The sequence below is a fragment of the Mycobacterium sp. M23085 genome (assembly GCF_045343915.1).
Taxonomy (GTDB): Bacteria; Actinomycetota; Actinomycetes; order Mycobacteriales; family Mycobacteriaceae; genus Mycobacterium.
Genome location: NZ_CP174280.1, coordinates 3,639,365 through 3,651,852 on the forward strand (window position 1 = coordinate 3,639,365; position 12,488 = coordinate 3,651,852).

At 68.0% G+C, this 12,488-nt stretch carries 13 protein-coding genes; 8 read left to right on the top strand and 5 right to left on the bottom strand.

The features are described 5' to 3' along the window. Nucleotide 1: 1 nt before the first annotated feature. The gene (locus tag ACIUM1_RS16920; RefSeq protein ID WP_406813786.1) at nucleotides 2–805 is read left to right on the top strand and encodes an MBL fold metallo-hydrolase; all 804 of its coding nucleotides are present in this window, start codon (nucleotides 2–4) and stop codon (nucleotides 803–805) included. 74 nt (nucleotides 806–879) lie between these two features. Here the strand turns inward: ACIUM1_RS16920 and crp are convergent, their stop codons facing one another. Further along, complete coding sequence (crp, locus tag ACIUM1_RS16925) at nucleotides 880–1,554, bottom strand: cAMP-activated global transcriptional regulator CRP (RefSeq protein WP_036465140.1); 675 nt, start codon at nucleotides 1,552–1,554, stop codon at nucleotides 880–882. A 105-nt stretch (nucleotides 1,555–1,659) separates the two neighbouring features. Then, nucleotides 1,660–2,040 carry a hypothetical protein gene (locus ACIUM1_RS16930; protein WP_406813787.1) on the bottom strand — a complete coding sequence of 127 codons (381 nt, stop codon included), beginning with the start codon at nucleotides 2,038–2,040 and terminating at the stop codon, nucleotides 1,660–1,662. 189 nt (nucleotides 2,041–2,229) lie between these two features. Between ACIUM1_RS16930 and nth the strand changes: the two genes are divergently transcribed. Genes nth through marP form a run of 4 tightly spaced genes read left to right on the top strand, consistent with a single transcriptional unit; the run spans nucleotide 2,230 to nucleotide 5,644 of the window. Continuing rightward, complete coding sequence (gene nth / locus ACIUM1_RS16935) at nucleotides 2,230–2,910, top strand: endonuclease III (protein ID WP_406817719.1); 681 nt, start codon at nucleotides 2,230–2,232, stop codon at nucleotides 2,908–2,910. 33 nt (nucleotides 2,911–2,943) lie between these two features. Further along, entirely contained in the window at nucleotides 2,944–3,600 is a 657-nt protein-coding gene (locus tag ACIUM1_RS16940; protein ID WP_406813788.1) for a TlpA family protein disulfide reductase, read from the top strand. 29 nt (nucleotides 3,601–3,629) lie between these two features. Next, complete coding sequence (locus tag ACIUM1_RS16945; RefSeq protein WP_406813789.1) at nucleotides 3,630–4,445, top strand: NUDIX hydrolase; 816 nt, start codon at nucleotides 3,630–3,632, stop codon at nucleotides 4,443–4,445. A gap of 5 nt (nucleotides 4,446–4,450) precedes the next feature. Further along, nucleotides 4,451–5,644 (top strand): acid resistance serine protease MarP, encoded by a 1,194-nt coding sequence (marP, locus tag ACIUM1_RS16950; protein ID WP_406817720.1) that lies wholly within the window; start codon nucleotides 4,451–4,453, stop codon nucleotides 5,642–5,644. 10 nt (nucleotides 5,645–5,654) lie between these two features. On the opposite strand, the gene ACIUM1_RS16955 is transcribed toward marP, so the two are convergent. Both ACIUM1_RS16955 and ACIUM1_RS16960 read right to left on the bottom strand, forming a co-directional pair. Next, entirely contained in the window at nucleotides 5,655–6,614 is a 960-nt protein-coding gene (locus tag ACIUM1_RS16955; RefSeq protein ID WP_406813790.1) for an alpha/beta fold hydrolase, read from the bottom strand. Then, on the bottom strand, nucleotides 6,615–7,154 hold the full coding sequence (locus ACIUM1_RS16960; RefSeq protein WP_406813791.1) for a phage holin family protein: 540 nt from the start codon (nucleotides 7,152–7,154) through the stop codon (nucleotides 6,615–6,617). A gap of 241 nt (nucleotides 7,155–7,395) precedes the next feature. Here ACIUM1_RS16960 and ACIUM1_RS16965 point away from each other — a divergent pair, with 241 nt between their 5' ends. Further along, nucleotides 7,396–8,094 (top strand): S1 family peptidase, encoded by a 699-nt coding sequence (locus ACIUM1_RS16965; protein ID WP_406813792.1) that lies wholly within the window; start codon nucleotides 7,396–7,398, stop codon nucleotides 8,092–8,094. Nucleotides 8,095–8,104: 10 nt separating this feature from the next. Here the strand turns inward: ACIUM1_RS16965 and acs are convergent, their stop codons facing one another. Next, complete coding sequence (gene acs / locus ACIUM1_RS16970; RefSeq protein ID WP_406813793.1) at nucleotides 8,105–10,057, bottom strand: acetate--CoA ligase; 1,953 nt, start codon at nucleotides 10,055–10,057, stop codon at nucleotides 8,105–8,107. Nucleotides 10,058–10,208: 151 nt separating this feature from the next. On the opposite strand from acs, the gene ACIUM1_RS16975 reads away from it, so the two are divergent. Together ACIUM1_RS16975 and ACIUM1_RS16980 are read left to right on the top strand one after the other, a co-directional pair. Continuing rightward, the gene (locus ACIUM1_RS16975; RefSeq protein WP_406813794.1) at nucleotides 10,209–10,751 is read left to right on the top strand and encodes a DUF4232 domain-containing protein; all 543 of its coding nucleotides are present in this window, start codon (nucleotides 10,209–10,211) and stop codon (nucleotides 10,749–10,751) included. Nucleotides 10,752–10,847: 96 nt separating this feature from the next. After that, a complete protein-coding gene (locus ACIUM1_RS16980; RefSeq protein WP_406813795.1) occupies nucleotides 10,848–12,485 on the top strand; it encodes an ABC transporter substrate-binding protein in 1,638 nt (545 codons plus the stop codon). Nucleotides 12,486–12,488: the final 3 nt, after the last annotated feature.

The following is a 12,488-nucleotide window of genomic DNA, read 5'->3' on the forward strand; positions in this document are numbered from 1 at the left end:
CGTGACCCAGGCTGCCGAGTCGCTGACCCATCCCGCGTACGCCAAGTTGCGGGCGGTCACCGAGACCGCGTCGGTCCTGCTGGCCGATAACCCCGGCCTGCTGACGCTCGAGGGCACCAACACCTGGGTGCTGCGCTGCCCGCGCAGCGACGAGTTGGTCATCGTGGACCCCGGACCCGACGACGACGAGCACATCGCCCGGGTTGCCGCGCTGGGCCGTATCGCCCTGGTCCTGATCAGCCACCGGCACGGCGACCACACCGACGGCATCGACAAGCTGGTCGAGCTGACCGGCGCGACGGTGCGTTCGGCGGGCAGCGGGTTTCTGCGCGGCCTTGGCGGCGAGCTGACCGACGGCGAGGTGATCGATGCCGCCGGCCTCAAGATCAAGGTCATGGCGACCCCCGGCCACACTGCCGATTCGCTTTCTTTTCTGCTCGACGACGCCGTGTTGACGGCCGACACCGTCCTGGGCCGCGGCACCGCGGTCCTCGATAAGGAGGACGGCAGCCTGACCGACTACCTGGAATCGCTGCGCCGGCTGCGTGGCCTGGGCCGACGGGCGGTGTTGCCGGGGCACGGCCCCGACCTGACCGATCTGGAGAGCGTCGCGCAGGGGTACCTCGAGCACCGGCGGGAGCGGCTGGATCAGGTGCGTTCGGCGCTGCGGCAGCTGGGCGAGGACGCCAGCGCCCGCCGGATCGTCGAACACGTGTATGTCGATGTCGACGAGAAGCTCTGGGATGCCGCCGAGTGGTCGGTGCAGGTGCAGCTGAATCACCTGCGCGCGGAGTCATCAACGTAGTCCCGCGCTTCGCGCGCGCTTACCTCGCTCGCGGTCTGATTGCTCGCTCGGTTGCGCCCGCGCTTCGCGCGCGCTTACCTCGCTCGGCGCGCGAGCCGCTCGGAGTCCGAGATCAGCACGCTCTTGCCCTCCAGGCGGATCCAGCCGCGGTGGGCGAAGTCGGCCAGCGCCTTGTTCACCGTCTCCCGGGAAGCCCCGACCAGCTGCGCGATCTCTTCCTGCGTCAGGTCGTGGGTGACCCGCATGGCGCCGCCCTCTTGGGTGCCGAACCGCTGGGCGAGCTGCAGCAGCTGCTTGGCCACTCGGCCGGGCACGTCGGTGAAGATGAGGTCGGCCAGGTTGTTGTTGGTGCGGCGCAGGCGTCGTGCCAGCACCCGCAACAACTGTTCGGCAATCTCGGGACGATCGGCGATCCACGCGCGCAGCGCGTCGCGGTCCATCGACACCGCACGCACCTCGGTGATGGTGGTGGCGCTGGACGTCCGGGGGCCGGGGTCGAAGATCGACAATTCGCCGAACATGTCCGACGGCCCCATGATCGTCAGCAGGTTCTCGCGGCCATCCGGCGAGCGGCGACCGATCTTTACCTTCCCCGAGACAATGATGTACAGCCGATCGCCGGGTTCTCCCTCAGCGAAGACCGTGTGTCCACGGGGGAAGTCGACGGGTTGCAGCTGCTTCGTCAGTGCTGTGACTGCGCCGGGTTCAACCCCCTGGAAGATTCCTGCCCTTGCCAGGATCTCGTCCACGTTGCCTCTTCAACTTTCCCAAAAAATTTAATGTGATACGGGCAGGCTAACCCCTTGCTCGCGTGACGAGTCTAGAGGAACGCCATTGTGTCCAACGTGCCAACGCTACACACGATTGGCGTGTCGAGGTGCCCTAAACTGCGGATTGACAGGCGAATGGCCGCGTATTCGAGTCGGCAAAGTCATCTCATCGCGGTCGACGAATCCGACGGCAAACGACGGCGCGGCGTGCCGCGGTCCGCTGCCCTGGCCGTTGGCCGCGGCCTGGGCCAGCTGGGCAAGCTCGCGCCGATGCAGGTATTCCAGGGCCTCCGGCATGCCCTCGGACGCCAGCGTGTGTACATCCACGCCGCCGGCAAGCTCGAGGAACTCGCCGACATCGGCCGCCGCCAAGGCATCCGGGGCGAGCTCGGACTCGAGCCGCCCAAGACCCAGCGCCGCCAGCATCAGCAGCGCCGGAACACCGGCCACCAGCAACCACGACACACCGAAGAGTAAACATCGCCTTGAATCAACACGGGGTCTCGGCGAGATCACGAAATCAGTACTCTGTCGTAGGTGACAGCGGCTAAGTCGTCCGGGCGTTCGAAATCGACTCAGGCCCCGCCCGGCGGCGTCGACGCCGGACGGGCGTCCGGGGAAACCCGAGTGGGCCTGGTGCGCCGGGCGCGGCGGATGAATCGAACGCTGGCACAGGCATTTCCGGACGCACACTGCGAGCTGGATTTCACCACGCCGCTGGAATTGACGGTCGCCACCATTCTTTCGGCGCAGAGCACCGATAAACGCGTCAACCTGACGACGCCGGCGCTGTTCAAGCGATATCCGTCGGCGCTGGATTATGCGCAAGCCGACCGCGCCGAATTGGAAAACCTGATCCGGCCGACCGGTTTTTTCCGCAACAAGGCCTCCTCGCTGATCGGCCTGGGGCAGGCCCTGGTGGAACGGTTCGACGGCGAGGTGCCGTCGACCATGGCCGAACTGGTCACCCTGCCGGGGGTCGGACGCAAGACGGCCAACGTCATCCTGGGAAACGCCTTCGGCATCCCGGGCATCACGGTCGACACCCATTTCGCCCGGCTGGTGCACAGGTGGCGCTGGACCTCGGACAAGGATCCGGTCAAGATCGAGCACTCGGTCGGTGAGCTCATCGACCGAAGTGAGTGGACCATGCTGAGCCACCGGGTGATCTTCCACGGCCGCCGGGTCTGCCATGCGCGCAAACCGGCATGCGGTGTCTGCCTGATCGCCAAAGACTGCCCCTCCTTCGGCCTGGGCCCCACCGAAGCGGCGTTGGCCGCGCCCCTGGTGAAGGGCCCGGAAACCGAGCACCTGCTCGCCCTGGCCGGGCTGTAGGCCGGTCTTCGGACCGCCGCGCACAGGGACCGCATGCCGACGCTGACCCGGAAGGCCCGCTGGCACATCGCAATTCTGGCGGTGGTGGTGGCGCTGATCGCGGCGCTGGTCGCCCAGCTGCGCGATGACTCCGCCTCAACATCGACCCCCGCCGGTGATCAGCCGGTGGCCGACCGGGAACACCGCGACGCCGACACACCCGCCGCGTTGTCGGGCCCCCGGCAGCGCGCCGACCTGCCGCCGTGCCCGGGCGCCGGAACCGGTGACGGCCCGGAGGCGCTGCGCGGTGTGACGGCCGACTGCGCCGCCGACGGTTCCCTGGTCGACGTTGCCCGCGCGCTGGCCGGGCGCCGGGTGGTCCTCAACCTGTGGGCATATTGGTGCGCGCCGTGCGCGGCCGAACTGCCCGCGATGGCCGAGTATCAACGTCGGGCCGGTTCGGACGTGACGGTGGTGACGGTGCATCAAGACGAGAACGAGACGGCGGCACTGCTGCGGCTGGCCGAGCTCGGTGTGCGGCTGCCGACCCTGCAGGACGGCCGGCGCCGGGTCGCCGCCGCGCTGCGGGTGGTAAATGTGATGCCCGCGACGGTGGTCCTCCGGCCGGACGGTAGCGTTGCCCAGACGCTGCCACGAGCGTTCAACACTGCCGATGAGATCGCGGCTGCGATCGGCAACGACAGGGGATAAGCGGAAAAATTGAACCGACTGGAGGGGCCGTGAGTGCTGGGGGTTCGCCCCTGCGGAATGGGGACCCCGCCCCCGCGCGCGGAGCCGTTTCGCTGAGGCCTGACGCCTGCCCATCCTGGCTGCGTCCGCTGGTCGACCACGTCGATGACGTTCCCGATGCGGCCCGGCGCCGCCTGCCGGCCGACGTGCTGGCGATGATCACCTCCAAGGCCGCGTCGGCGGTGGCGACGCTGCGCGGTGCGAGCCGCGAAGCCGCTGTCCTGGTGCTGTTCTCCGGTCCGGAATCCGGTCCGCCCGATGGCGGTTTTCCCGACGACGCCGACCTGCTGGTCACCGTGCGGGCGTCGACCCTGCGCCACCACGCCGGCCAGGCGGCGTTCCCCGGCGGCGCCTCCGATCCGACCGACGACGGTCCGGTGCACACCGCCCTGCGCGAGGCCCACGAGGAAACCGGCATCGACGTCAACAGGCTGTACCCCCTGGCCACGATGGAAAAGATGTTCATCGCGCCGTCGCAGTTCCACGTCGTCCCCGTGCTGGCCTACTCGCCGGATCCGGGCCCGGTGGCCGTTGTGAACGAGGCCGAAACGGCGATCGTGGCGCGAGTTCCGTTGCGCGCCTTTGTCAACCCGGAGAACCGGCTGATGGTGTACCGCGGCGATCTCGGCCGCCGGTGGGCCGGACCGGCGTTTCTGCTCAACGAGATGCTGGTCTGGGGATTCACTGGCCAGGTGATTTCTGCGCTGCTCGACGTGGCCGGCTGGGCCCAGCCCTGGGACACCAGCGACGAGCGGGAGTTGGACGCGGCGATGGCGCTGGTCGGCGACGGGGGTCGGTCTCGATGAATTCCATGACGCCGTCGCAGTGGCTGGATGTCGCCGTCCTCGCGGTCGCCTTCATCGCGGCCATCTCGGGCTGGCGGTCGGGGGCGTTGGGCTCGTTGCTCTCGTTCGTGGGCGTGCTGTTGGGCGCGATCGCGGGGGTGCTGCTGGCGCCTCACCTGGTCAGTCACATCGCCGCCCCCCGCGCGAAATTGTTTGCCGCGCTGTTCTTGATCCTCGCGCTGGTCGTCATCGGCGAGGTCGCCGGTGTGGTGCTGGGACGCGCCGTGCGCGGCGCTATCCGCAGTCGTTTGATCCGGACGGTCGACTCGGTCATCGGGGTGGCGGTGCAGCTGGTCGTGGTGCTGACCGCGGCGTGGTTGTTGGCGACGCCGCTGACCCAGTCCAAGGATCAGCCGGAACTGGCCGCCGCGGTGCGCGGTTCGCGAGTGTTGGCTCAGGTCAACGACGTAGCGCCGCCCTGGCTCAAGACGGTGCCCAAGCGGCTGTCCGCGTTGCTGAACACCTCCGGTCTGCCCGCGGTGCTGGAGCCGTTCAGCCGCACCCCGGTCATTCCCGTCGCCTCACCCGATCCCGAGCTGGCCGGCAACCCGGTGGTGCAGGCCACCGCGCCCAGCGTGGTCAAGGTGCGCAGCCTGGCCCCCAGCTGCCAGAAAGTGTTGGAGGGCAGCGGATTCGTGATCGCACCCGACCGGGTGATGACCAATGCGCACGTGGTGGCCGGGTCCAACAGCGTCCAGATCTACGCCAGCGGCAATCCGCTGGACGCCACCGTGGTGTCCTACGATCCGGCGGTCGACATCGCGATTCTGGCCGTCCCCAACTTGCCGCCGCCCCCACTGGCTTTCGCCCAGGGCGAAGCGAAAACCGGTGCCAGTGTCGTGGTCCTCGGGTATCCCGGAGGCGGGAATTTCACCGCGACCCCGGCCAGGATTCGTGAGCTGATCAAGCTCAGCGGACCCGACATCTACCGGGACCCGGCCCCGGTCACCCGCGACGTCTACACCATCAGAGCCAGTGTGGAACAAGGCAATTCGGGTGGGCCGTTGATCGACCTGGACGGTCACGTGCTCGGTGTGGTCTTCGGCGCGGCGGTCGACGACCCCGACACCGGGTTCGTGTTGACCGCCGACGAGGTGGCCAGTCAGCTGTCCCGCATCGGTGACACCCAAGTGGTGGGCACCGGCTCCTGCGTCGGCTGAGCCGCGGCAGTTACCTCGCTCGGGTCAGGTGCACCTGCTCGAGGAATCTCGTCAGGTACCGGTTGATTTCCTCGGGCGCCTCTTCGTGGCCGAAATGCCCTGCGCCCGCGACAGATACGTAACGTCCCTGCGGCGCGTAGCGCTGCGTACGGTCGACTGGATCGGCCAGCACGTAGGGATCCGCCTCGCCACGCAGGTGCAACAGCGGCACGCTGAGCTGCTGGCGCATCGCTTTCATGAAGCGTCGTCCTTCGTCGCGCAGCTGGCTGCGCGCGGCCCAGCGCTGATATTCCAGCGCGCTGTGTGCGGCGGCCGGAATCTGAATCGCCGTCCGCAGATGGCCGATGGTTTCGGAAAAATCTTCGGAGGCAACCCATTTGGCGCAGCTACGATTTCGGACCAGGCGCTCGATCTCCGCGGCGTTGTCCCGGGTCAACACCCGCTCGGGCCACACCGGGATTTGGTATTGCAGCAGCGTCGGCAAAAGCGCATAAGCCTGGTCTCGTCGTGTCAACGTGGATCGCCGCAACGCCGCCGGGTGCGGTGAACTGATCAGCGCGATCGCCGACACCAGCCGCGGATGCAACAGGGCGGTGGCCCAGCAGGCCAGCCCACCGTCGGCGTGGCCCACCAAGGTCGCCGACGAGTGCCCCAGCGCCCGGATGAGTCCGGCGGTGTCGCCGGCCATCGTCCAGCCGTCGTAGCCGCGGGGCGGCTTGTCGCTGCCGCCGTAGCCCCGCAGGTCGACGGCTACCACCCGCGCGCCGCGCAGTCCGCGCAGTTGATGACGCCAGGACCACCAGAACGATCCGAACCCGTGCAGCAGCATCACCAGGGGGCGAGCCGTCGCGGGCGGGCCGTCCGCGCCGGGCAGGGCCTCGACGACGTGGAAGCGGATGCCGTTGGCGTGTACATCGAAGTGGCGCCACGGCCCCTCGATGCGGGTTACCGACGGATCCGGCGGCGCCATCTACCAGCCCGAGGGATCGCCGGCAGCGCCGTCTCCGGCCTTCGCGTGCCTGCCGTGGGGATCCGGGAGTTGTTTGGCACCGGGGGCCTTGTCGTGGCCCGGCGTGAGCGCGCTGCGCGTCTCCTTGACCGACTCGATGGTCTCGCGGGGTCCGCGGATCCGGCGCACCTTGAGGAAGCCGAGCAGGGCCAGCACGGCGCCGACCACGACCATGATCCCGAACACGATCAGGTACGCCACCCAGCGCCACAGCCAGGTGTCCAGCAGTTCGGCGACGAAGAAGAAGAAAAAGAAGGTGGAGTAAAACAGCACCACCAGCGCGGCGATGAAGAAGACGCTGCCGGTGAGACCCTTTTTGACGTCCCGGGTAATTTCGGCGCGGGCCAGTTCGACTTCGGCGCGCACCAGCGTGGAGACCTGGGTGGTCGCCTCCTTGATGAGATCACCGATCGACGGTTCGGCGGGTTTGGCGTGCGGGTCGGTCAACGGAATCGTGGTCAGGGTGCTGGGCACACCGTTCTTGCCATCGGCTTTGCTCACAGACCGTCCTCTTTCGTCGTCGCCCTGCTCGGTACGTCGCGGTTCATGTTGCCATGTGACGCCTGGACAGGAGAAGCGAGACGAGGCCAGCCGAGCGCCCAGTGGCCAGATCGGTTCGGCCAGAAGGCGGTCGACGGCGTCGCCGGGCCGACGCGCTTGCTTCGGGGCGAACATCACATCTTGGCCGATTACACTCGGCCAAGCCGGTCCCGATCTCCGGCCTACCGATAGGAGTGAGGCTGTGCGGAGGGCGCACCGATGCTTCTTGGTGGCTATGGTCACTCTGCTCGTGGCCGCGCTGTGTTCGTGTGCCCGCGCCGCCGCCGCCGACGTCCGCATCCCGATCGGTGGCGGAGCGGGCATCGTCATCAACGGCGACACCATGTGCACCCTGACCACCATCGGCGGCGATGCCGCCGGCGAGCTGATCGGCTTCACCTCCGCGCACTGCGGCGGCCCGGGAGCGCAGGTCAGCGCCGAGGGGGCGGAAAACGCGGGCGTCTTGGGCACCATGGTGGCGGGTAACGACAACCTCGACTACGCGGTGATCAAGTTCGATCCGGCCAAGGTGACCCCGGTGGCCAACTTCAACGGCTTCTTGATCAGCGGCATCGGGCCCGACCCCGCGTTCGGCGAGATCGCCTGCAAACAGGGCCGCACCACCGGTAATTCGTGCGGTGTCACCTGGGGGCAGGGTCAGGCGCCGGGCACCATCGTCATGCAGGTGTGTGGCCAACCGGGCGACTCGGGCGCCCCGGTCACCGTCAACAATCAGTTGGTCGGAATGATCCATGGAGCGTTCAGCGACAACCTGCCGACCTGCATCATCAAGTACATTCCGCTGCACACGCCGGCCGTGGTCCAGTCGTTCAACGCGATCCTGGCCGACATCAACACCAAACACCGGCCTGGCGCGGGGTTCAGCCCGTTGCCGGGCTGAGCGGCAGCGGCTACTTCGCCGCCTTGATCGCGTCGAAGACGCCGGGATCCAGCAGCGTCGAAGTGTCACCCAATTCGCGGTTTTCGGCGATGTCGCGTAACAGCCGGCGCATGATCTTGCCGCTGCGCGTCTTCGGTAGTTCGGGCACCACGTGGACCTCGCGCGGGCGGGCGATGGGTGAGATCTCCCGGGCCACCTCGGCGCGCAACTCGTCGACGATCCCGTCGTGCACTTGGTAATCGGCACACAGCACGACGAACGCGCAGATGGCCTGGCCGGTGGTCGCGTCGGTCGCTCCGACTACCGCCGCCTCGGCCACCGACTCGTGCCCGACCAGCGCCGACTCCACCTCGGCGGTGGAGAGCCGGTGTCCTGACACATTCATCACGTCGTCGATGCGGCCCACCACCCAGATGGCGCCATCGCGGTCGTAATAGGCGCTGTCGCCGGCGAAATACCAGCCCTGCTCGCCGAATCGGGACCAGTAGGTCTCCACGTATCGCTCGGGATCGCCCCAGATGCCGCGCAGCATCGACGGCCACGGCTGGTCCAGCACCAGGTAGCCGGTGACGTGCTCGCCGTGGTGGACGCCCGGCACCAGCTGCTCGCCGTGGTCGTCGACGATTTTGGCCGAGATGCCCGGCAGCGGCCGCATCGCCGAACCCGGTTTGGCCGCAGCGACTCCGGGCAGCGGAGAGATCATCGTGCCGCCTGTCTCGGTCTGCCACCAGGTGTCGACGATGGGAAGACGGTCGGCGCCGATCACCTTGCGGTACCAGCGCCACGCTTCGGGGTTGATCGGTTCGCCCACCGAACCCAGCAGCCGCAGACTGGACAGGTCGTGCGCGTCGGGGATCTCGCGCCCCCACTTCATGAACGTGCGAATCAGCGTGGGGGCGGTGTAATAGATTGTCACACCGTACTTTTCGATGATCTCGAAATGCCGGTGCTGGGTGGGCGAATCGGGCGTGCCCTCATAGAGGACTTCGGTGGCCCCGTTGGCCAGCGGACCGTACACGCCGTAGGTGTGTCCGGTGACCCAGCCGATGTCGGCGGTGCACCAGAAGATGTCGGTCTCGGGCTTGATGTCGAACACGTAGTAGTGGGTGTAGGCGGCGTGCGTCAGGTAGCCGCCGCTGGTGTGCACGATGCCCTTGGGCTTGCCGGTGGTTCCCGAGGTGTACAGCAGGAACAGCGGCTGCTCCGCGCCGAAGGGCTCCGGGGTGTGCTCGGCGGACGCGGCGTCGACGACGTCGTGCCACCACAGATCGCGGTCGTCGTTCCAAGACACGTCAATTCCGGTGCGCCGCACCACAAGCACGTGCTCGACGGGGCTGTCGGCGTCCTTGACGGCCTCGTCGGCCGCATCCTTCAACGGTGCCGGCTTGCCCCGGCGGAACTGGCCGTCGCTGGTGATGAGCAGCTTGGCCTGGGCGTCGGCGATCCGGGCCTGCAACGCCTTTGCGGTGAAGCCGGCGAACACCACGCTGTGCATGAGGCCCAGCCGCGCGCAGGCCAGCATCGCGACCACCGCTTCGGGAATCAGCGGCAGGTAGATCGCCACCCGGTCGCCGGCAACCAGACCCAGCTCGGTCAGCGCGTTGGCGGCCTTACATACCTCCGCTTGCAGATCGGAGTAGGTCAGGCTGCGGCTCTCGCCGACCGGCTCGCCCTCCCAATGAATGGCGACCCGATCCCCGTGCCCGGCCTCCACGTGGCGGTCCACGCAGTTGTAGGCCACGTTGAGCTCGCCGTCGGCGAACCACTTGGCGAACGGCGCCTCGGACCAATCCAGCACCTCGGTGAACGGCGTCGCCCACGACAGCCGATTGGCCTGCTCGGCCCAGAAGGCCAGCCGGTCCCGCTCGGCTTCGCGGTACAGTTCCTCCCCGGCGTTGGCCTGCTCGACGAATTGCGCCGGCGGCGGATACGACGACGGGCCTGCGGTATGGCTGGCGGTCACTGGCTTCTCTCCTGTGTCGAGACTGCGCCGTGCGGAGGCCTTGCGCTCTTGGCCGACTGCGAGCCTAGCCCGGTGACGCGCAGCTGTGCGAGTGGTAACCGCGGCGCGAATCCGGGGTCAAGCTGCGCCTTGATGCCGGATAATCACGCGTGTGCCGGGTCATGGGCGGGGCATCCGCCGACTCATCCCCAGCGTTGCCGCGGCCGCAGCGAATTATGCAGCGTCCGTCACGCTCGGATGGCCCGCGGCGGCCATGCCCACCGACAACGCCGACGCGCCGACGCCCTGCTGGTCGGACCAGATCGCCGTAACCGCCGCGCCCGCCGGAGCCGCCGTGGGGCATCGCGCGCTGACCCTGGTGTTCAGCCTGGCCGGCGGCGCCGACCCCTGCACCCTGACCGGATACGCCGGGGTCGACTCGGGCGCGGGTGGCCCGTTGATCCATGCCCAGCCCACCCCGCGCGGATACCTGGGCGGCCTGCCGCCCGACGTCAATGTGCCGCCCACCGTCATCCTGTCCATATCGACCCAGGGGCAAGCCATCGTCGAGGGCATCGCGGTCGGCGCCGAGGGCGAGTCGTGCCCCACCTACACCGACCTGGTCATCAATCCGCCGGACACCACCCAGGCGGTGACGGTGGCGGCCACCATCCAAGCCTGCGCGCTACAGGTCCACCCGATCACCGCGGTCTGAGCCGCGTCAATCGGCTCTGACCAGGCGGTAGGCCCGCGCCGGCGCCGGTCGGGGCACTGCACCGGCGCGCGGCTTCAGGCCCTAGGGTCGGGTGTCATGCGTCGGATGCGTGGCCCGGTGGCCTTGCGGGCCACGATGGCGGCCGCGATGCTGACGATCGCCGCGGCGGCCGGCTGCGGTGGCGGCGTGCTGAGCCCGGACCTGGTGGTGGTCAACGGCGGGGAACCGCCGAACCCCCTGATTCCCACCGGCACCAACGACAGCCAGGGCGGCCGGATCCTCGATCGTCTCTTCGCCGGGCTGATGTCCTACGACGCCGCAGGCAATCCGTCTCCGGAGGTCGCCCAGTCGGTCGATACCACCGACAACGTCAACTACCGGATCATCCTCAAACCAGGTTGGACGTTCACCGACGGCTCGCCGGTGACGGCCCATTCCTTCGTCGACGCATGGAACTATGGGGCGCTGAGCACCAATGCCCAACTGCAGCAAAGCTTTTTCAGCCCCATCGACGGGTATGACGCGGTCGCCGGGCTGAGCGGCGACGGCAAGCCGACGGCCACCACCATGTCCGGCCTACGAGTGATCAACGACCGGGAATTCACCGTCCGGCTGAAGGCTCCCACCATCGACTTCACACTTCGACTAGGGCACAGCGCGTTCTATCCCTTGCCGCAGGCGGCTTTTCGGGACATGGCTGCCTTCGGGCAGCACCCGATCGGCGACGGGCCCTACCAACTCGCCGACGGTCCCGACGGACCCGCGTGGGAGCACAACGTCCGAATCGACTTGCGGCCCAACCCCGATTACCACGGCAATCGCAAGCCACACAACAAGGGGCTGAGGTTCGAGTTCTACGCAAACCTGGACACCGCCTATGCCGATCTGCTGTCCGGCAATCTCGATGTGCTGGACACGATTCCGTCCAGCGCGCTGACGATCTACCAGCGCGACCTGGGCGGCAACACCGCCAGCGGGCCCGTCGCCGTCAGCCAGTCGCTCGACACGCCGCTGCGGCTGCCGCACTTCGGCGGTGAGGAAGGCCGGCTGCGCCGGTTGGCGTTGTCGGCGGCCATCAACCGTCCGCAGATCTGTCGGCAGATCTTCAACAACACCCGCAGCCCGGCCCGCGACTTCACCGCCAGCTCGTTGCCGGGATTCGATCCAAACATCCCGGGCAGCGACGCGCTGGACTTCAACCCGCAACGGGCACAACAACTCTGGGCAGAAGCCAACGCGATCTCGCCGTGGACCGGACGGTACGCCATCGCCTACAACGCAGACAGCGGCCATCAGGAGTGGGTGGACGCGGTGGCCAACAGCATCAAGAACGTGCTGGGCATCGACGCCGTCGGTTCGCCGCAGCCCACCTTCGCCGGGTTTCGTACCCAGATCACCAACCGCACCATCGACACCGCGTTCCGGGCCGGCTGGATCGGCGACTATCCGTCGATGATCGAGTTCCTCGCTCCGTTGTACGCCACCGGTGCCGGATCTAACGACGTCGGGTACTCCAGCCGTGAGTTCGACGCCGGCTTGGCCGCCGCCGAGGCGGCTCCCGACCTACGGCAGGCCGACGTGCTGGTTAACGTCGCGCAGCGAATCCTGTTGCACGACATGCCCGCCGTGCCGCTGTGGTACTACATTGCCGTGGTGGGATGGTCACCAGAGGTCAGTGCAGTCAAGGTCACCTGGAACGGGCTGCCCGACTACGAGAACCTGGTCAAAGGCTAGGAC